Raw genomic sequence first — 19,457 nt, forward strand, 5'->3', positions numbered from 1 at the left:
TTTAAAATCCCTTTTTAATAAATCATAACTTTTTAATAAACTTTAAAGATTTTCAAATATATTCGATGATTGACGATAAAAGATTGAGTTAAATCGGCATTTGTCTCGGTAAGGCGGTCATATTGACCTGAAATATTGAAATAGGTGTAATATTTATTATAAGCCTGAATGCGAAAAGCATTCGACAGGATTTACCCAAAAACACGAACATCAAATCCCGTCAAATAACCTACCTAATGAAAGTATCCGCTGAATCAACCGGCGGATACTCTTCATACACGGTCTATTTTATTCGTTTTGGGACATTTTTTTCGTTTTTGAAAGGTTTGTTGTTTCGTTGGTTTTAACCTTTTTTTGATGTGATCGTGCTTTTGGGCACGTTTTTGGTATTACCCGGCGATTAAAGAAAACAATCCGGAATCATTCGAATTTGGTTTGGTTTTACAGGGTGGTTTACATGATATTTGGTTTGCATGGGGTATGCATATGTTTATTCGAATGAATCTGAAATTGCCTCACGCCGAATAAGCGTGATGAAAGACATCGCCGGCTGAAAAATCAGCCGAATCAAAGCTTTCGTGAAATCCGTCGAGTCAACCGAAATGATTATTTCGATATTTTAAGAGCGGACATAAATTTTAAATCGCGAAAAACCGGATTCGATAAATCGAATCCGGATGAATTCAAATTGCGATTAGTGCTGCGCGAGTTTTAATTTCGCTTAAATTTTTATTTATTCTTTATTTTCAGCGTCTTCGTCAGCTGCGTCTGCGGCTTCTTCGTACGCGTCGGCATCGTTGTATGCTTCAGCCGGCTCTTCTTCGTATTCGGCGTCAACGACTTCGTCGTTGGCTTCCGTGTATTCAGCCTGCGCATAGTCTTCCTGCGGCGCATCGTATCCTGCATTTGCGTCAGCGCCTGCGGATTGAGAGGCTTCGGATGCTTTTCTGTACAAAGCTTCGGAAATCGGATAGACAGCGGTTTCCAAGGCTTCGGATTTTGCTTTAATCGCGTCAACGTCGGATCCTTCAAGAGCTGTTTTGAGATCGGCCATTGCGGTTTCAACAGCTTTCTTCTGAGCTTCGGTCACGCCGATGTCTGCCGGTGCTTGAGAGACAGCTTTCTCGGCCGCGTTTAAGAGAGAATCGGCGTTGTTGCGGATTTCGATTTCTTCTTTTCTCTTTTTGTCTTCTTCGGCGTGGAGTTCCGCGTCTTTGACCATGCGGTCGATTTCATCGTCGGAAAGGCCGCCCGGTTTTTGGATTGTGATGGATTGCTTCTTGCCGGTACCAAGGTCTTTGGCATCAACATGAAGGATACCGTTTGCGTCAATGTCAAACGTCACTTCAACCTGCGGAATGCCGCGCGGTGCCGGCGGAATGCCGTCTAAGATAAATCTGCCGAGCGTCTTGTTGCCGGAAGCGACACTGCGCTCGCCCTGAAGAACGTGGATTTCAACAGAAGTTTGGTTGTTGGCCGCGGTTGAGAAGATCTGGCTCTTCTTCGTCGGAATCGTTGTGTTTCTTTCAATCAACGGTGTGGAAACGCCGCCGAGAGTCTCGATACCGAGTGTGAGCGGAATAACGTCCAAGAGAAGGATGTCTTTAATGTCGCCTGTCAAAACACCGCCCTGAATCGCTGCGCCGACTGCGACGGCTTCATCGGGATTGATGTTCTTGTAAGGTTTTTTGGTTGTGAATTTTTCAATTAAATCAACAACTGACGGCATTCTTGTAGAACCGCCGACGAGAATGACTTTGTCAATCTGGCCGATTTCCAATTTGGAGTCTTCGAGTGCCTGGCGCATGGAAACAAGCGTTTTCTCAAGAAGATCTTCGGTCATCTTTTCAAACTGCGCGCGTGTGATGTCAATGTCCATGTGGAGCTGGTCTCCGTCCGGACCGAGCGCGATAAACGGTAAGTTGATGTTTGTGGTGGTCACGCCGGAAAGCTCGATTTTTGCTTTTTCCGCGGCGTCCTTCAAACGCTGAAGAGCTGCCATGTCCTTAGAAAGGTCGGCGCCGTGGGATTTCTTGAATTCCGTGACGAGGTAGTCAACGATTCTGTTGTCAAAGTCGTCGCCGCCGAGGTGGGTGTCACCGCTGGTTGCCAAAACTTCAAAGATACCGTCTCCGATTTCCAAAATGGAAACATCGAATGTTCCGCCGCCCAAGTCGTAAACGAGGATTTTCTGGTCTTTTGTGCCTTCTTCTTTGTCAAGACCGTAAGCCAATGCGGCAGCTGTCGGTTCGTTGATGATTCTTAAAACTTCGAGGCCTGCGATTGTGCCGGCGTCTTTTGTTGCCTGTCTCTGCGCGTCGTTGAAATACGCAGGAACTGTAATGACAGCCTGTGTGATGGTTTCGCCAAGGTACGCTTCTGCGTCGGACTTCAATTTCTGAAGGATCATCGCGGAAATTTCCTGCGGCGTGTAGTCTTTGTCGTTTAAAGTGACTCTGTAATTTGCGTCACCCATATGTCTTTTAATGGACTGGACAGTGTTCTTGGAGTTAGAAACAGCTTGTCTTTTGGCGATTTGGCCGACCAGCTTTTCACCTTTCTTTGAAAACCCGACGACGGACGGCGTTGTTCTGCCGCCTTCTGCGTTCGGGAGAACGGTGGGTTCGCTGCCTTCCATAATTGCCATACATGAATTGGTTGTACCTAAGTCAATACCTAAGATTTTTGCCATATTGATTCACCTATTATTTTTTTTGTTTTTATTATATAGTAGAAATTACAAATTTTTTGTAAATTTATGAATTTATTATTTTGAAATGATAATTGAATGAAATGTGTGAATTGATTGATAATGAATGTTGAAATGTGTGAGATTTCAGTCTTCGGGCTCCGTTGAAACAGTCACCGTTGCCGGACGAATCACCCGGGTGTTTAAAATGTAGCCGGGTTTATAAACTTCAAGAATGGTTTCGTCGGGATATTCCGCTGTCGGAATCTGAGCGACAGATTCGTGAAGATGCGGATCAAATTCCGTACCGGGGTTTGAAGGAATTTTAGAAAGGCCGTTGTTTTCAAGGAAAGTCATAAATTGGCGATACGTGTTTTTCACGCCTTCCATTAAAGATTCCTTGTCAGCCGTTTCTTTTTCGGCGGACGCGAGAGCGCGTTCGAAATTGTCGGCGACTTCAATCATGTCTAACATGAGCGGCTCGCTCGCGAATTTCTTAACTTCTTCGATGTGTTTTTGGTTGCGTTTTTTGTAGTTTTCAAAGTCAGCCGCAAGCGTAAGATACGCGGAAGTTAAATCTTCCACCCGTTTTAATAAGGCGGCGTTTTCTTCCGAGGCTTCGGAAGATGTGGCTTCGCTTTGGCCGGTATCGACAGAGTCGTCCGCAGCGTTTGTTCCGCCGTCCTCTTCGGGGATGCATTCTGACATGAAAGAATCGTCATATTCCGCCGATTCGGGAGAATCGGTGTAAACGAATTCATCATTTTCTTCTGTATAATTCATGTAATTCCATCCTAAATTCCTAAAGAGAAATAAATTGAACAGAATTATACAAGAAATTAAATGTATATAAGCATTTCCAATATTTTGAAAGTTTTACAAAAATAAACGAATGCAATGAAAAGAATAACCTTTGGTTAGTATTCAAATCGGAAATTAAAAACATATCGAAAATCGAATAATAAAGAAATGAAAATAGAATCATGAAAATAAAAACAGGAAAATGAAAAACAGAAAAATTAGAGAGAAGAGAGAAAGAAATGAAAAAGGAACGAAACTAAACGAAAGAAAAGAAAAAAAAGAAAAGGAAAATCAGAGATTTTCCAAATATTTCAAAACGATAACGGAGCCGATTAAACAAAATGCGGTTGCAATCACAAAGATTTCCCAGCCGATTTCAATGACGGTTCCGGCAATCACCATTTTGACGAATTTGACAAGCGCCATAATGATAATGGTCAAACAAAATGAGACCAAAAACGCGACGACGAGCGCGGTCGTTTTTCGAACGAAGCGCGAATTAAAAAATTCGTAGCCGACGACAAACAAAACGGCGAAGATGAGAACAACGAGCGCGATCGGAATCGGATTGCTCCACTCAGAAATCATCCCGTAAATCCCGTAGAAGGAAAAAACGAGGAAGAGAGCCATCGCCAATGAAATTAAAAACGTTCTTAAATAGTTATTACCTAATGACGGGAGTTTTGAAAAACTCGATTTGTTATTCTTTGAATATTTTCTCGGCGCGATAAACAACACCACCTGACATGAAATTGTGTGAATTAAAAACTAAAGCGTTACCGGCAAATATGGCGGCCGGCAAATGAAGTAAATAAAGGGATAGAAATACAACTATTAAAAATTATCTTGCGCCGTCAAAACAAACACAGCACTAAAGTCCGACGGATACGGCTAAAAATGAAAATAACAAAACAAAAGGCGATTTCAAAAAAAGAATCCTGCAATAAACTTTAAATCATAAGATATCTTTTCAGAGTCATTATTGCAGACATTCAGGCTGACGGCTTTCGTGCTTGCAGTCTTATGAATTCTAATTCAATTTTATTCAATAATCAAATAGGAGAGAGAAGATGACAAAAGTCGATAACTGTACAACATGCGGCAAAAATCTCGTCGAAGACGGAAACGTCAGATTCCCCTGCCCGAAATGCGGCGAAGGAATCGGAAGATGCCAAAGCTGCCGTGTCCTCGCAAACACCTACGAATGCACAAAATGCGGATTCGTCGGACCCTGAGCGAGCAATTTAAAACATTAACTAAAAATAAAAGGTGAAATTATGAGCGGTGTTGCAGCAACAATTAAAGTTATGCCGGCAGATGCTGACACAGACTTAAACGCACTCAAAGAAGCAATCAAAGCAGCTATGCCTGCAAGCGGAAAACTCAACGGCGAGATCGAAGAGCAACCCATTGCATTCGGTTTGAAAGCATTGATTGTGACCGTCATTGTCGAAGACGACGAAGGCGGCATTGAACCCGTCGAAGACGCATTAAACGCAATTCCCGAAGCGGAAAGTGTCAGCGTCATCAACCTCGACAGACTTTAAAATTAAAATAATTGAAATCGGAATTTCCGATTTCTCGTTCTTTTTTATTGAAAATTTGCAGGACAGAAGACATTCTTTTTTTACAGCCGAATCCCGACTTTTTCAAAGCGGCGCTTTCTCAATTTGAAAAACGCCTGCGGTTTTGAAATAAATAAACAAAATCGAAAAGAGAAAAAAATCAAAAAACGAAAACGGAATAAAACAAAATAAATGAAAAACGAAAAAAAGACTGCAAAAGCAGTCTTTAAAAAATGTTTATTTTTGCGCTTGCTTATCTGCGCTCGTTCATCTGCGGCGGTGCCATTCCGTTGTAGGTGGCTGCCAGTTGAGAGGCGGGCGCGTCCGGAATCTCGCGTGTGACGGTTGCGCGAAGCATATCGTCAATGCGAAGAATCATGACTGCGGCTTCAGTCGCCGCTTTGATGGTGTTTGCTTTGACTCTGAACGGGTCGACAACGCCGTCTTTAAACATGTCCGTGATCTTGCCGGTGAAAACATTCACGCCGGCGTTTTTGTTTTTGGAATGTTCGGCGCGGAGCGCCAATGAAAGATCGATGACATCTAAACCGCCGTTGCGGATTAATGTCTTCGGAAGCTCTTCCAACGCAGCAGCGTACGCTGCGATAACGAGCTGGTCGTAGCCGCCTGCTTTGGGCGCGAAGGCCGAGAGGCCGAGCGCGACTTCCATCTCGCTTGCGCCGCCGCCTGCGACAATTTTGCCGTCTTCGATGACGGACTTGATCACCCAAAGCGCATCGTCAAGCGCTGTGTCAACGCTGTCAGCGTGCTGAAGCGTTTCGCCGCGAACGACAATCGTTGCGACCTTTGAGTTGTGGCCGCCGCGAATGAATGTTTTGCCGCCGCCGTTTCTTGTGTCGCGCTCGAGTAAATCGGCGCCGCCCAAATCACTTTCAGTGATTTCTTTGGGATTTCGGATGATTTTCGCGCCGGTCGCGTAGGAAACGTTTTCAATGTCCTTTTCTTCCATCGGGCGGGAAACGAAAACATCATGCTTTTCGAAATATTCCAAAACAGGACCGCGGACAACTTTTGTTGAGAAAACGGCGTTTGCACCGGTGTCGACAATCTTTTTGGCAATCGCGGTCAAATCATTTCTTTCGCTGTCAATGATTTTTTGGCGTTCTTCAGGGGAACTGACAACCATTTTAGAACCGGTTTTGGTTTTGTTGGCAATGATTTCCGTGTCCAAAAGAACGATTTTCGGGTTTTCGATTCTTTTCGGCGCTTTTCTGCTGAGCGCGCCCGTGTTCAACGCGATGCCTTCGATCACTTCGGATTCTTCCATTCTTCTCTGAAGCTCGACAACGCGAATGATTTTGGTTCGAACATCCACGAAACCGTTTTCTTCAACGATTTCCGCGGCCTGAACACAAAGATCCGCCAAATGTTCCTTATGTGCGTCCGGTGCTTTTCCGGTAATCGATGTCATCGCGACTTTCTTCAGAATATCTTCGCGGTCGCCTTTTGCGACATCAATCGCACCGTTTTCCAAAAGCTCAAGCGCTTTTGTCTCGGCGATTCTGTAACCTTTAACAATTGCGGAAGGATGGATTCCTTTTTTCACCAATTTTTCGGCTTTGTCCAAAAGCGCGGCGGAGAAAATAACGGAGCTGGTCGTTCCGTCGCCGGCTGTGGATTCAACGGAGCGAGCGACTTCGACAATCATTTTAGCGGCCGGATGCTCGATGCCGATATCTTTTAAGATGTTCACGCCGTCGTTTGTCATGCTGACGACGCCCACTTTATTAATCAGCATTTTATCCATGCCTTTGGGGCCGAGCGTGCTCTGAACAAGACCTGCGACCGCTTTTGCCGCGTTAATGTTCATAAAGAGCGCCTCATTTCCTTTTGTTCTTTCTTTTCCCGGGTCTAAGACAATAATCGGACCTGTTTTTGCCATTCATATGTCTCCTGATTTTTGAATAATTGAATAGATGATAAAAATAAACGTAAAGATTAAAGACAAAATTTTCAAGATGCATCGCGATGTTTTAAAAAACAAAAAGAACTTGAAAAAGATGAAATTTCGAATAGAAATCTAACAAATAACTGATAAAAGTTCTATAAAAAACCGTCGGTATTAAAAGCAAATCAGCAGCAGAAAAACAAAGGAGACACAAAACGTTTTTGAATCAGTCCGCCCGACTAAAAAAGCAAAGCCAAACGATTACAAAACGAAAATTAAAAAACAAAATAATTACGAAAAGAAAACAACAAACAAACGGAATAATTCATATATCAAAGGAAGCGTTTATTAAAACCATTCGTTCAAAATTACAATAATTATAATTTCGATTTATTCAAAATATTACTATTTATATTCAAAATTCAAATCTGATTAATTATGCCCGTTATTACTGTTGATTCAAAGGACCTGGAAACGCTTTCAGGCATCGACCGGCAGAAAATCATTGACAACGTTTCAATGATCGGCGCCGAAGTGGAACGCGTAGAAGAAGAAACCATCGACATCGAGTTTTTCCCAAACCGCCCCGACCTTTACAGCACGGAAGGCGTTTCTCGCGCAATGAAAGCATTTTTTGGCATAACGCCCGGACTTCAAAAATACACAGTCAATCCGCCGCAAATTGAAATCACAATTAAAAAGGACGTTAAAGACGTGCGCCCCGTTCTCGGCTGCGCTGTCGTCCACAACTTGTCTTTTACATCCGCGTCCATCAAATCGCTCATGGATTTGCAGGAAGACCTGCACTGGGCACTCGGCCGCGGCCGCAAAAAAGTTTCCATCGGCGTCCACGACATGGCCGGCATCACCGCGCCGTTTACCTACACGACCGAATCACCGGATTACGCTTTTGTTCCGCTGGATCATACCGAAAAGATGACGATGACGGAAATTTTGGAAAAACACGCCAAAGGCGTCAAATTCGCGCATCTTGTTAAGGATATGAAAAAATACCCGATCATCAAAGACGCGAACGGCAACGTTTTGTCATTCCCGCCGATTATCAACGGAACCCTGACAACCGTCACGGAATCCACAAAAGAATTATTCATTGACGTGACCGGCACAAGCAAAGAAGTTTACACAGCGTTAAACATTGTCGTAACCGCTTTGGCGGAGCGCGGCGGCACGATTGAAGCCGTCAAAATCATTGATGAAAGCGCGGACAAAGAAGATTCCGAAATAATTCTTCCGAATTTGGAGCCGACCGCTTACACAATCACGCTTGAAGAAATCGAAACGCACCTCGGCTTTAAATTATCCGACGATGAAGTCATTCAATCCCTTGCGAAAATGGGCTTTGACGCGTCCGTGATTTCAAAAAGTCCGATGACGTTTGATGTGACCGTGCCGGCCTACCGCGCGGACATTTTACACAAATATGACATTATTGAAGACGTTGCAATCGGTTACGGTTATGCGAACATTCCGGCAAAATTACCGGAAACATATACGGCCGGCAAATCTCACCCGTTGTCAATCGCGAGACTTTCAGCCTGCGAAGCTATGATCGGCCTCGGTTACAGCCAAGTCATGCCGTTTACGTTGACAAGCGAAAAAATTCATTTTGAAAACATGCGCCGCCCGATTACAAAAGACGTGACGTATGTCGTGCATCCGATCAGCGAAGATCAAACTATGATTCGAACGACGCTGCTTCCGGGACTTTTGGAAATTTTAGTATTGAACCGTCATCGGGAATTGCCGCAAAAGATTTTTGAAGTCGGCGAAGTGGCTGTAAACGGCAAAAATAATCAAAAAATTGCCGCCGTCTCCATTCATCACGCCGCGAACTTTACGGAAATGTCCGAAACGGTCGACGCGTTTTTGAGAGAAATGAAAACGGAATACGAATTAAAAGAATCCGACGATCCGGCGTTCCTTTCGGGAAGAGCCGCCGACATTTACGTCGGCGATAAAAAGATCGGCGTTTTCGGAGAATTCCATCCGGGCGTTTTAACGTCCTTTGAACTCGGCTACGCCGTTATCGGATTTGAAGCGGATATGTCTTTGATTTTCTAATCAAAAGACATATTTTTTACATCCGTTTTTCTTTTTTTAATTAAATTTAAAATAATTTCACTTTTGATGTGCGTTTTTTGATCTTTTACTTTTTTTAATCTTTTACTATTTTCGTTTTTTAACGATTTCATTTTTGAATCATCTCATTTATTAATTTCTTTTTTTGAAAAAATAATATTTCAACAGAAATAATAACGATAAAACTCAAATTTAGTTGAATTTTTAAAAAAAGGAAAATCTTTTCGAGTAAAAATGTGAGGTTTAAAACTTGCCGCCGGGCATTATTTTGGGGATTTTCCGGCGGCGTATAATTTGAACCAAAATGTTGTTGGGGGTCAACATTTTGCTTACGGTTATGATAAGGATTGTTTTACGGAGGTTGGTGTCGTCAGACAAAAAAGTGTAAAACAACTTATGTTTACCTAACCCTATTTGTTTCTAATTATTACAGGTGTATATATAGTTATCTGTTTACGTGAACCGACCCCCGTCTTTGAAAAATCAAAAAAACGGCATGCGTAAAAATACGAAAAAAAGAGGTTCTGCAAAAATGGAAAAACGAATGTGGAATCAATTGTTCATTAAAAACAAAAACAAATTAAATTTGAAAAACTGCTTAAAAAAAAGAAAAATTAAGAGAAAAATTGCCGCCCTTCATCTTCCGCGCGCCGCAGAACTTCTCTCAGCGGCAAACCTGTGCCGGCGGCGATTTGTTTGCAATTTTCATATTCGGCTGAAATTGTAATCAATTCCCCGTCGGTGAATCGGGCGATTTTAAACGGGATTTCATATGATTTGCCGCCGAACGTGACCGCTGCCGAAACGATTTCGCGCTTGACGGATAATCTGTGTTTGGTCGGCATGACGCGAACGCCTAAAGAGCCGGTTTCGCGAATGATTTGCCGCGCCAGCATTTCCGAATTTTCAACTTTTGAAATCACTTTAATCATATGTGCCGGCCGTCCTTTTTTCATATAAATCGGAAAAACGGAAACATCGAGCGCGCCTGACGCCATCAAATTTTCAACCAAATTTCCGAGAACTTCACCGGTGACGTCATCGACATTCGTTTCCAAAACTTCGATTTGTTCTTTTTGAAACGGTAAGCAGCCGGAATATTCAATCAGTGACGCGCGCAGCACATTCGGCGTTTCCGTGTCGGCATCGCCTGCGCCGTATCCGATGCAAACGATTTTGTTTGATTGCGTTTGCATTTGAGCGGGCGCTGCGAAATGAGAAAGCAATGCCGCGCCGGTCGGCGTCAGCAGTTCGCGATCGCCGTCAGCGTAAAATGAAAGTCCGCCGGATTTTAAAATTTCAAGCGTTGCCGGTGCCGGAACGGGAAGCTTGCCGTGACAGCAATTGACAAAACCGCCGCCGACATTAATATCGCCGCAAACGATTTCATCATACGCGGTTTTCGGGTTTTGTTTAAGATCATAAAAAGCGAGACAGCAGCCGACAACGTCGGCAATCGCGTCGTCTTGACCGGTTTCATGAAAATGCAATTCATTCAGCGATTTTCCGTGAACGGCGGATTCGGCTTTTGCAATAATTTCAAAAACGGCAAGCGCGTTTTCTTCAACGATTTGGGGTAACCCCGTGCTTGCGACGATTTCACAAATTTCTGAAAAATGACGCGCGTTGTTCGGCGAATTTTCGGAAATCGACACATCGGTTGCGACAATTCCGCCTTTATTCGTTTTTCGAACAGTCATTGAAACGTTTGCAATCGCTTCGATATGTTTTTGAATAAAAGATGCCGACGCGCCCAAATCAATAAGCGTTCCGAGAATCATATCGCCCGAAGCCCCCGAAAACGGCTCAAAATAAATCGCTTTCATGAATGATTTCCCCCGTGATTTCCGTGCGCACGGCCGGCTCTTGCCGTCTGCATTCGGTTGGCGATTCGCGCCGCGTACGCGCCTGCAACAAATCCGGCATCGATATTAACGACGCTGATGACGGAACAGGATTGAAGCATGGACAAAAGCGCCGCCTCGCCGTTCGCGCCCGCGCCGTAGCCGGAGGAAACCGGAAGGCCGATAACAGGCGCGTCAATGATTCCGGCAACAACCGTCGGAAGCGTCCCCTCTCTGCCGGCGGCGACAACAATCGCGTCAGGACCGGCTTCGCGAAGCTTTTCCATTTCCAAAATTAAGCGGTGATAGCCGGCAACGCCGACATCGTAAATTTCAATCGTTTTGCAGCCCATTTCTTCGGCGGTCATTTTCGCTTCTTCGGCGACTTTGATGTCCACCGTTCCTGCCGAAATGATTGCGACAACACCGCCGCCTTTCGGCGGCTCAGACCGCCCTTCGGAATGAACGACGCAAATCGTTTGAGCGCGGCTTTTTTGAACGCCGTTTGGAAAAGCCGATTCCAGCAGCGCCGTTTGAGCAGGGGAGAGGCGCGTTACCAAAACGCGGCCGGCAGCGTCAACGTGCGCGCGGACGATTGCCAACAAATCTTCATCCGTTTTGCCTTCGGCCAGCACTGCTTCCGGAACGCCTGTCCGTCGGCAGCGGAAAGTATCGACGCGCGCAATGTCTGAGACGGATAAAAAACCCATCGAGCGAATTGTCTCCTCCGCTTCCGCCAAATCAATTTCGCTGCGGCGGTATTGTTCCAATATTTTTTGAATATCCATTTTTGAGCCTCGGATGTCACAAAAAGTGAGAATTTTTTGACATTTTATGAATCCGAAGTATAAATACTAGATACTATGGCCGACGATACCGTTATACTGCAAACCCAAACTTGAAGGATTTTTTTTCAAAAAAGATTGTAACAATCGTGATAAATGCAAGTAATATTTTTGAAATTAAAAAATAACTCCCTGTGATTTCGAAATGATATTGTCAATATAAATTATGATAAATAGCGGCGTTTTTTCAGTCAATGGGAAGGCTTTTAAATTATTGAGATTTTTTTTATTTGATTTTAAAAAAAATTCCGAAATCACATGAAATCGGAAAAATCTTTAAATTTAATTTAAAGACTGATAATTCTAACGCAAAAAGAGGCTCAATAAGACATGTTACCCGCAGAAGATCTCAAACTTGTTGTTGAAAAAATAGGCCGTCAGCCGAACGAATTGGAACAGGGCATTTTCCTGAACCTTTGGAGCGAACACTGCTCCTACCGTTCCAGCTGGCCGCTTTTGAAGAATTTCAAAACGACCGGCGAAAATGTGATCATCGGCCCCGGCGATGACGCTGCCGTCGTCAAGTTTGATGACGAACACATCCTTTCCATCGCGATGGAAAGCCACAACCACCCGTCCTACATTGATCCTTACAGCGGTGCTGCAACCGGTGTCGGCGGCATTGTCCGCGATGTCATTTCCATGGGAACGCTCCCGGTCGCCGTCCTCGCGCCGTTCTACCTCGGCCCCTTGGACTCCGACAAAAACAGATGGATTTTTGACAACATTCTTCAAGGCTCGGCCGACTACGCCGAAACGATTAAAGTCGCCGGCATCCGCGGCGAATCTTATTTTGATGAAAGATACAACGGCAATCCGCTCGTCAACGTTGTCTGCGTCGGCCTCGGCAAGAAAGACAATTTGATGACTTCAATTTCTAAAACGCCCGGCAACAGATTCATTCTCTTCGGCTCCAAAACCGGAAGAGACGGACTCGGCGGCGCAGCGTTCGCGTCAGCGGACATGTCAGAAGACGACACACCTGCCAGAGAAACGATCCCCAGCGGCGATGCCGAACTTGAAAAACGCGTGATTGACGCGACAATGGAAATTATCGAAAAGAAACTCATCGAATGCTGCCGCGACCTCGGCGCTTCCGGTTTAACCGGTGCAACCGTCGAAATGGCCGAAAAAGGCGGCTTCGGGTTTACGATGATTGTTGACGACGTTCCGCTTTTCTTTGACGATTTAACCGTTTACGAAATTATGCTTTCCGAAACGCAGGAACGTATGCTTGCCGAAGTCAAGCCCGAAAACATGGAAGCCGTCATGGAAATCATGAAAAAGCACAACGTTTTGGCAACCGATGTCGGTTATTTAACAGAAGATCCGATCTACCGCGTCACCTATAAAGGAAAAGTCGAAGCCGAACTTCCGATTGAATTTATCGTCAGCGGCGTTCCGAAATGCGAACTTCCGTCCGAGGCGCCCGCGCCGAGAACCGAAGCGCTCCTTTCAAAGAAACCCGCGCTTCCGGCCGACATGAAAGCCTGCATCCTCAACATGCTTTCCTCTTACAACCTCGCGTCCCGCAAATCCGTTTGGGAAAAATATGCGAAAACAACACTCCCGATTGTCTGCGGTGAAAGCGGCGGCGATGCCGGCATCATTAAAGTGACAGATCAAAAAGGCGTTGCGATGACCTGCGGCTGCGAGCCTGCCATCTGTCTTTTGGACCCGTACACCGGGTCCGTGATGACCGTTGTTGAAAACGCGATGAACCTCGCCGTCAAAGGCGCGCTCGGCCTCTGCCTCGTTGACAACCTCAACTTCGGCAACCCCAACAAACCCGAACAATACTGGTACTTGAAACAGTCCGTCCTCGGCCTTTCCGATGCCGCCAAGAAATTAAACATCCCCGTCGTCGGCGGAAATGTTTCCCTTTACAACGAAAGCGCGGAATTTGACACCGCCATTCTTCCGACGCCCGCAATCGGCGCGCTCGGCATCGTGAGCTTTGAAAAACCGGTCCCGTCTTCATTCTTCAAGGAAGCCGGCGAAACCGTCCTTCTCATCGGCACAACCAAACCCGAACTCGGCGGCAGCGAATACTACCGCGTCTCGGATTTAGAAGATGCAGGAACAGTCCCGACAGTTCCCGAAAACTATGACAAGATTGTTGAAGCAATCACCAAAGCCTGTGCAACCGGCGACGTGACGAGCGCTCACGACATTTCAAGAGGCGGTCTTGCAAAAGCTTTGGCTTCAATGCTCACCGATGTCGGCGCAGAAATTGACTTAACAGCGCTTTCAATTGACCGCGCAGACGAACTTCTCTTCTCCGAATCCCCGGCAAGAGCAATTCTCACAGTCAAATCAACCAACAAGATTGCCGAAATCATGAACGGCATTCCGTGTACGGTTATCGGAAAGACTGTTGCAGGTGGCGGTTTAAAGATTCAGACCGGCAAAGAAGAAATCGTTTTGACCAAAGAAGAAATCGATGACGCGTCCGCTTCAATTGAAAAAGCGATGAAAATCGGTTACAAATACGAATAAATTTTCAAATAAATTTAAAATAAACCGGAAATGAGATGTTGAAATTCAACATCTTGTTTCATTTTTTGCCTTTCTTTTTTTTTGTTTATTTAAAATTCGTTTATTTGCGGATTCGCTCCAATGATTTAACAAGACTTTTTCTGTCGCCACAGCTATGAATTTATTTTCACACGCCTGCCGTTTTCCATGCGCATTTGCTTCTTTTCATAACATCCGTTCGCTTTGCGAACGTGGCACAGCTACCTTACTGTTTCCGTTTGCTGCCGCTACCTTTGCATCTCACCGTTGCGCCGGTACAGCCGCCGCCGCGCGCGAGCTGCCGCAATTTTTAAAAAATGAAACGAAAAACGAATTGAGGATTTGAAAAAAAGAAAAAAGCATCACGCTTTTTAAAAATGAGAAATAGAAAAACAAATAAACGTTTTTTTAAAATAAAAAAAAAGTTGAAGCGATGTTATTATTTTTCAACATCCGCTTCCGCTAATTTTTCAATCAATCTTGGAATTACGACATCGGCCGCGCCTTCGACAAACTTAATGCTGCCGACAACCAAGTGGCCGCCGCCGTTGACGCCGCTGCCGATTAATTCTTCGCGCAGCTCTCTGACAATCTGCGGAATATTCATTAAGACTTTTTTGGAGCGGATGACCGCGAAATCGGGGCCTAATCCCAGTGTGATGACCGGCTTGTCAATATATTTCTGATTGCACATGATGTCGTGAATCTCGCCGGATGTTTTTCCGGGCGGCGGGAACGTGAATTTGTGGGCGAATTTTTCAACGTCGATTGTGTTGAGAATTGCGCCGCTCTTGAGTTCCGTCATTTTGACATTCGGAAGACACACTTCAAGCTGATCTTTAATCATGCCGTTTGCCTGTTCTGTGAGCATATTGACGAGGCGAAGGTGGGTTTCGCGGTCGCGAAGATCCAAAATATCATCAACGATTCCGGCGCCGCTTCCGAACTTGAGCCAATATTGTTCGTAATCCAAAGAAAGCGCCATTTTCTTGAGATGATCAAGCGAATATTTGTCGGCCGCCATTTCAATGTACTGCGCGCATTCCGGAGATTCGGAACGGTCGCCGACACCGGCAACGGCTGCCAAGTGGGCAATCTCGTCGCTCACTTCGGGGCGAATCATACGCGCCGTCTCAACGCAAAGCATGCCGGCCGTGAGACCGAAGTCGCCGCCGACTTTGTAGGGATTGACGTGCGCGATTAAATAATCGTCCGCAATGTCATCAGGGTGGTGGTGGTCGATGACGACGACATCCATGCCGTACACCTGCGTGTGTTTGTACGCGGGAACATCTTCTTCGGTGGAGCCGTTGTCCACCATTACGATGAGCGGCATCGGCTGACCGAACCTGATTTCGTCTTCAACGGCATAGGAAACGTCTTTGACAACGTCCATTAATTCATAAAAAGGCGCTTTGGACGGCGACCTTCTGTAAGCGCGGTGCTCGGCGTCGGGACCACCGGCTTCGCGAATGAGCGGCAAAATCGCGCGCTCAATTGCAATCGCTGAAGTGATGCCGTCGGCATCGGCGTGATGTCTGAGAATAATCGGGCGCGAGCGCAAAATCGCTTTTCGGATTTCTTTGGCGGCCTGAAGCATTGCCGGCTTCAACTTTTCCAAAACATCGCTTTTCACCAAAAACGGAATGTCGTGGGCTTCGGCGCGTTTGTCAACGGCTGCTTCGATTTTTTCAATCAAAATCGCGGCTTCGTCCTCGGAAAGCGGTTTCAAGCTCATCAATTCGATTTGAATCGCGCCGTCGCGGATGTTGATTTCGCCGACGGCGGACACAGCCATTCCGGCTTCGATTTCCGGGTAAGAACGCTGGCCGGCTGTCGAGAATCCGGCGCACGGAACTTGTCCGGTTTCATCTGAAATTGTAAAAATCGTCGGCCCGCCGGTTTGTTTAATTTGCAAAACCTCGCCCGCGAATTTAACAGCTTTTCCGTTGTCGCGTGACGTCATGTCGCCGATTGAAGTCAGCGGAAACTCTTTTTCCACTTCGATCAATTCATATTTCCCAGGGCGCTTCGGAACCAAATCCAATTTAACGTCGCGGCCGGAGCGATTGATATTTTTAATTTGAATAATAATTTCATCGCCTTTCGTCATGGACGGACAAGCCGAATCGAAATTTTTCTCATGCAAAAGACCTTTGATGCCGTCGTTGAGCTTGACGAACGCGCCGAGATTTTCAACCATTCCGTCGACGATGCCGATATAAAGCTTGCCGCTTGCTAAATCGTTGTAATCGCAGGAATTGTCAAGTTTGTGAACGCAGCCGGAAGAAAGGCAAGCGTTGCAGATTTCTTCGCCGTTGTCATTGAGGTACGGAATTTGTTTTCCGCAGCGCGCGCAATGATAAAGCTCGCCTTTTCCGCGGCATTCTTCGCATTTTTCTTTTTTCTCGTAAATTCCCGAGCCGCCGCAAACATCGCAGACACCGTTCACAAAAGAGTCAAGATTCTTATCGGAAAGATCCATCAAATTAATGGATTTCGGCTTTCCCGCGCTGACAACGCCGCTGCATTTCGGGCACGGGCCGGTTTCTGTAATGTTAAAACCTTGGCCGTAACAGTTAGGACATTTTTCACTCATAATTTTTCACTTGGAAATAAAAAACGGATTTTAGAATATAAAGTATTGCAAAGAGGAGGGAAAGAAAAAGGAAAATAAAATGAGGAACATCTTGCCGATAATGATTGAAAAAGCAAATCCGGATGAAATGAATGAAATCGCCGAGCTGTGGCTGAAAACCAATCTGACAGGACAGATTTTTATTCCAGAAACATACTGGAAAAACCGATTAAAAGACGTGAAAAAAATGCTGCCCGATTCGGATATTTATGTATTCAAAGAAAACTCAAAGATTTACGGTTTTATTGGAATCGTTGAAAACAGGTATGTCGCCGGACTGTTTACGGATCAGAAAAGTCAAGGAAAAGGAATCGGAAAACAGTTGGTTGAATTTTGCCAAAAGAAATATGATTATTTGGAACTGGATGTTTACGTCAAAAATACCCGCGCGGTGAACTTTTACTTGAAAAACGGCTTCGTGGTTGATTCTGAAAAAACGGATGATGAAACTGGCGAGCCGGAATACAGAATGCGTTGGAAGAAATAAAAAACGAATAAAAACAAAATCAGAAGAACAAAAAATAAAATAAAAATGGAATTAAAAACAGAAATAGAACGGAAGGTAAAACAATTATTTATTTTGCTCTTCCAAAAGTTTTCGTATTGCTGCGACCTCGGAAATCAATTGAGCCATATCAGAAGCTGAAACGGATGAAGATGCAACAGATACGCCAGCAGTTTCATTACCGCCCGTAACAGCCGTTACCGGTGCCGTTCCGCGAACAAAATCCATAATAAACGCACGAAGCGGTTCTGCATCTTCCATGCCGATAATTGAAATTTCGGAGCCGGCTTTACCGCCCGAATTTCCGGCCGTTTGAATCTGAAGGTTGGAAATTTTAAAAATTCGCATGACAGGCCCTTGAGAAATGTCAATATTCGTGATTCTGTTGTACGGCACAATACCGGTTTTCTTGAACCAGACACCGCGTTTCCAAGTCATTTCAGTGTCGTTTAAATGGTAGACAATAGAATTGTAATAACGCTGCATCCAAATGAAAACGAAAACGGCGATGATTAAAAGAATGAAAGCAAATCCGGCAATCGCGATGGGAAACAGTCCGGTCAGCAAAAACGGAAAAACAATTGCGCCAAGTGTAAAACCGGAAGCGACCAATATTGAAACAAAGGTCGTAATGAACAAATACGGTTTGTACTGCGGCGACGGCTTAAAATCTTCTTTAAACGGAATCATAGAATTAATCAGCGACGGCAAAGATTAAGTAATTATCTGAAAAGTTGTTATTTGAAAAAATGAAAAAAATGGATGTGAAGAAAAGAAGGATCAGAGAAGTTCTCTTCCTTTGCGCAGTTCCTCAAGAACATCCACCTCAACATCATTGTGAGGTTCAGATGAAAACATCACTTTTTTCAGCGTTTGAATTGCCTTTTTATCTGTAATAATGATTCTGTCAGTATATGACGATGTAGCCATTTTTCTAAACCTCCTTTTGCTTAATGAAATGGAATTATTTTAATCGAGTTTATACGTTCTGATTTTTTAAAAAACGCAAGCTTTATATTCGAATTTCGGCGATTTGCCGACAATTCAATGTTCAACTAATTGTATAAATAAGTTGAGGAAGATTTTGTTGAAAATAATCCGATTGTATTTGAAAACAAAAAATATAATTGAAAGAAATAAAAGTTACTTTTTGAAAAACAAACCATTTTTTGAAAAACAAAACAAATTGAAAAACGTGTTTACTTCTCCCACCAAATATGCGCGTACAACCCGTCTTCCGGTAAAATAAATCCTTTTCCGGGAATTTCCAAAAAGACTTGTTTCAAATAATCTTCAACCATTTGAATTTGCCAATCTTCTTTTGCGCCCAATCTGCCGAGATATTCTTCCGACACTTCTTCAAATGTTTCATAAGAATGAGAATCGCGCAGCGGCAAAACTTCCAAATTCGCGTAAATGCCGGCTTGATACAAAGCATTCCAAATCAGATTTGAGAGCGGGCGGCCGTAATAATCTTCGTTGTGAAGTTTCGTCCAAAGCGCTGCATTAATGCGGCCCCACGGTGGGTCTGTTAAAAACCAAAAGATGTGAGCTTCTTTTTCGGCGACGGTGTTCATTTTGAGAAGCGCTTCGTTCAAATCGGGAACACCCATTGCAAAAGATGAAACGATGTAATCGAATTTTCCGATTTCATCGGGGTTGACATCTTCCCAGATTTTTGAAATGATCGGAATATCGGCGGAAACGCCTTTTATTTTTAGGTATTCGGCAAGCGCTTCGTGCATCGGCGGCGCAGGCTCAACGACTGTGACTTTGCAGCCGGCAGCGGCCAACGGAACGGCAAGCGTCCCCGGTCCTGCGCCGATGTCCAGCACGGTTGAGTCCGGCGGAAACTGCAGACGCGCCAATTGGTCGTTCACGCGCTCGACATTTCCCGAAATTAAATTTTTCAGCATATGATCCGTGTTTTTTTGAACCGAAAAATGCTTAGCGCTTGTTTGAAAGTTGGTCATTTTCGCCTGTTTGGCGCAGTGGTCATTCCATTCTCGGTTTGCATCGTTCATGTTTATCAAAAACCGTGATT

15 protein-coding genes are annotated in these 19,457 nt (G+C 44.7%); 5 read left to right on the forward strand and 10 right to left on the reverse strand.

The window, feature by feature from the left end:
* Positions 1 to 733 precede the first annotated feature (733 nt).
* From dnaK to MmiEs2_RS04785, 3 genes are all read right to left on the reverse strand, one after another.
* On the reverse strand, positions 734 to 2,692 hold the full coding sequence (dnaK, locus tag MmiEs2_RS04775; RefSeq protein WP_316558745.1) for a molecular chaperone DnaK: 1,959 nt from the start codon (positions 2,690 to 2,692) through the stop codon (positions 734 to 736).
* A 144-nt stretch (positions 2,693 to 2,836) separates the two neighbouring features.
* The gene (locus tag MmiEs2_RS04780) at positions 2,837 to 3,472 is read right to left on the reverse strand and encodes a nucleotide exchange factor GrpE (protein WP_316558746.1); all 636 of its coding nucleotides are present in this window, start codon (positions 3,470 to 3,472) and stop codon (positions 2,837 to 2,839) included.
* A 309-nt stretch (positions 3,473 to 3,781) separates the two neighbouring features.
* A complete protein-coding gene (locus MmiEs2_RS04785; protein WP_316558747.1) occupies positions 3,782 to 4,078 on the reverse strand; it encodes a hypothetical protein in 297 nt (98 codons plus the stop codon).
* Between the two features lie 482 nt (positions 4,079 to 4,560).
* Between MmiEs2_RS04785 and MmiEs2_RS04790 the strand changes: the two genes are divergently transcribed.
* Entirely contained in the window at positions 4,561 to 4,725 is a 165-nt protein-coding gene (locus tag MmiEs2_RS04790) for a zinc finger domain-containing protein (RefSeq protein WP_316557606.1), read from the forward strand.
* A 42-nt stretch (positions 4,726 to 4,767) separates the two neighbouring features.
* On the forward strand, positions 4,768 to 5,037 hold the full coding sequence (locus MmiEs2_RS04795; protein ID WP_316558748.1) for an elongation factor 1-beta: 270 nt from the start codon (positions 4,768 to 4,770) through the stop codon (positions 5,035 to 5,037).
* A gap of 271 nt (positions 5,038 to 5,308) precedes the next feature.
* Here MmiEs2_RS04795 and thsA read toward each other — a convergent pair whose 3' ends face one another.
* Positions 5,309 to 6,958, reverse strand: a complete 1,650-nt coding sequence (gene thsA, locus MmiEs2_RS04800) for a thermosome subunit alpha (RefSeq protein WP_316558749.1) — start codon at positions 6,956 to 6,958, stop codon at positions 5,309 to 5,311.
* 444 nt (positions 6,959 to 7,402) lie between these two features.
* Here thsA and pheT point away from each other — a divergent pair, with 444 nt between their 5' ends.
* Positions 7,403 to 9,046, forward strand: a complete 1,644-nt coding sequence (pheT, locus tag MmiEs2_RS04805) for a phenylalanine--tRNA ligase subunit beta (protein WP_316558750.1) — start codon at positions 7,403 to 7,405, stop codon at positions 9,044 to 9,046.
* A gap of 632 nt (positions 9,047 to 9,678) precedes the next feature.
* On the opposite strand, the gene larC is transcribed toward pheT, so the two are convergent.
* Together larC and larB are read right to left on the reverse strand one after the other, a co-directional pair.
* The gene (gene larC, locus MmiEs2_RS04810; protein WP_316558751.1) at positions 9,679 to 10,890 is read right to left on the reverse strand and encodes a nickel pincer cofactor biosynthesis protein LarC; all 1,212 of its coding nucleotides are present in this window, start codon (positions 10,888 to 10,890) and stop codon (positions 9,679 to 9,681) included.
* Positions 10,887 to 11,696 (reverse strand): nickel pincer cofactor biosynthesis protein LarB, encoded by an 810-nt coding sequence (gene larB / locus MmiEs2_RS04815; protein ID WP_316558752.1) that lies wholly within the window; start codon positions 11,694 to 11,696, stop codon positions 10,887 to 10,889. Before larB ends, larC begins: the two co-directional genes overlap by 4 nt.
* A 387-nt stretch (positions 11,697 to 12,083) precedes the next feature.
* On the opposite strand from larB, the gene purL reads away from it, so the two are divergent.
* Positions 12,084 to 14,252, forward strand: coding sequence for a phosphoribosylformylglycinamidine synthase subunit PurL (gene purL / locus MmiEs2_RS04820; RefSeq protein ID WP_316558753.1), 2,169 nt, complete (start codon positions 12,084 to 12,086; stop codon positions 14,250 to 14,252).
* 457 nt (positions 14,253 to 14,709) lie between these two features.
* On the opposite strand, the gene MmiEs2_RS04825 is transcribed toward purL, so the two are convergent.
* Positions 14,710 to 16,869, reverse strand: a complete 2,160-nt coding sequence (locus tag MmiEs2_RS04825; protein ID WP_316558754.1) for a DHH family phosphoesterase — start codon at positions 16,867 to 16,869, stop codon at positions 14,710 to 14,712.
* 79 nt (positions 16,870 to 16,948) lie between these two features.
* Here MmiEs2_RS04825 and MmiEs2_RS04830 point away from each other — a divergent pair, with 79 nt between their 5' ends.
* Positions 16,949 to 17,395 carry an N-acetyltransferase gene (locus MmiEs2_RS04830; RefSeq protein ID WP_316558755.1) on the forward strand — a complete coding sequence of 149 codons (447 nt, stop codon included), beginning with the start codon at positions 16,949 to 16,951 and terminating at the stop codon, positions 17,393 to 17,395.
* 84 nt (positions 17,396 to 17,479) lie between these two features.
* Here the strand turns inward: MmiEs2_RS04830 and MmiEs2_RS04835 are convergent, their stop codons facing one another.
* From MmiEs2_RS04835 to MmiEs2_RS04845, 3 genes are all read right to left on the reverse strand, one after another.
* Entirely contained in the window at positions 17,480 to 18,103 is a 624-nt protein-coding gene (locus tag MmiEs2_RS04835; protein WP_316558756.1) for a PH domain-containing protein, read from the reverse strand.
* 90 nt (positions 18,104 to 18,193) lie between these two features.
* A complete protein-coding gene (locus MmiEs2_RS04840) occupies positions 18,194 to 18,343 on the reverse strand; it encodes a hypothetical protein (RefSeq protein WP_316558757.1) in 150 nt (49 codons plus the stop codon).
* A 269-nt stretch (positions 18,344 to 18,612) separates the two neighbouring features.
* Entirely contained in the window at positions 18,613 to 19,437 is an 825-nt protein-coding gene (locus MmiEs2_RS04845) for a class I SAM-dependent methyltransferase (protein ID WP_316558758.1), read from the reverse strand.
* Positions 19,438 to 19,457 lie beyond the last annotated feature (20 nt).

This window comes from Methanimicrococcus stummii, from assembly GCF_032594435.1.
Lineage (GTDB): Archaea > Halobacteriota > Methanosarcinia > Methanosarcinales > Methanosarcinaceae > Methanimicrococcus > Methanimicrococcus stummii.

Coding starts and splice junctions, on each gene's coding strand:
- MmiEs2_RS04835 (WP_316558756.1), bottom strand. CDS start 18,103: ATGATTCCGTTTAAAGAAGATTTTAAGCCGTCGCCGCAGTACAAACCG.
- MmiEs2_RS04780 (WP_316558746.1), bottom strand. CDS start 3,472: ATGAATTATACAGAAGAAAATGATGAATTCGTTTACACCGATTCTCCC.
- MmiEs2_RS04845 (WP_316558758.1), bottom strand. CDS start 19,437: ATGAACGATGCAAACCGAGAATGGAATGACCACTGCGCCAAACAGGCG.
- MmiEs2_RS04785 (WP_316558747.1), bottom strand. CDS start 4,078: ATGATTTCTGAGTGGAGCAATCCGATTCCGATCGCGCTCGTTGTTCTC.
- purL (WP_316558753.1), top strand. CDS start 12,084: ATGTTACCCGCAGAAGATCTCAAACTTGTTGTTGAAAAAATAGGCCGT.
- MmiEs2_RS04830 (WP_316558755.1), top strand. CDS start 16,949: ATGAGGAACATCTTGCCGATAATGATTGAAAAAGCAAATCCGGATGAA.
- pheT (WP_316558750.1), top strand. CDS start 7,403: ATGCCCGTTATTACTGTTGATTCAAAGGACCTGGAAACGCTTTCAGGC.
- MmiEs2_RS04840 (WP_316558757.1), bottom strand. CDS start 18,343: ATGGCTACATCGTCATATACTGACAGAATCATTATTACAGATAAAAAG.
- thsA (WP_316558749.1), bottom strand. CDS start 6,958: ATGGCAAAAACAGGTCCGATTATTGTCTTAGACCCGGGAAAAGAAAGA.
- MmiEs2_RS04825 (WP_316558754.1), bottom strand. CDS start 16,869: ATGAGTGAAAAATGTCCTAACTGTTACGGCCAAGGTTTTAACATTACA.
- MmiEs2_RS04790 (WP_316557606.1), top strand. CDS start 4,561: ATGACAAAAGTCGATAACTGTACAACATGCGGCAAAAATCTCGTCGAA.
- larB (WP_316558752.1), bottom strand. CDS start 11,696: ATGGATATTCAAAAAATATTGGAACAATACCGCCGCAGCGAAATTGAT.
- larC (WP_316558751.1), bottom strand. CDS start 10,890: ATGAAAGCGATTTATTTTGAGCCGTTTTCGGGGGCTTCGGGCGATATG.
- dnaK (WP_316558745.1), bottom strand. CDS start 2,692: ATGGCAAAAATCTTAGGTATTGACTTAGGTACAACCAATTCATGTATG.
- MmiEs2_RS04795 (WP_316558748.1), top strand. CDS start 4,768: ATGAGCGGTGTTGCAGCAACAATTAAAGTTATGCCGGCAGATGCTGAC.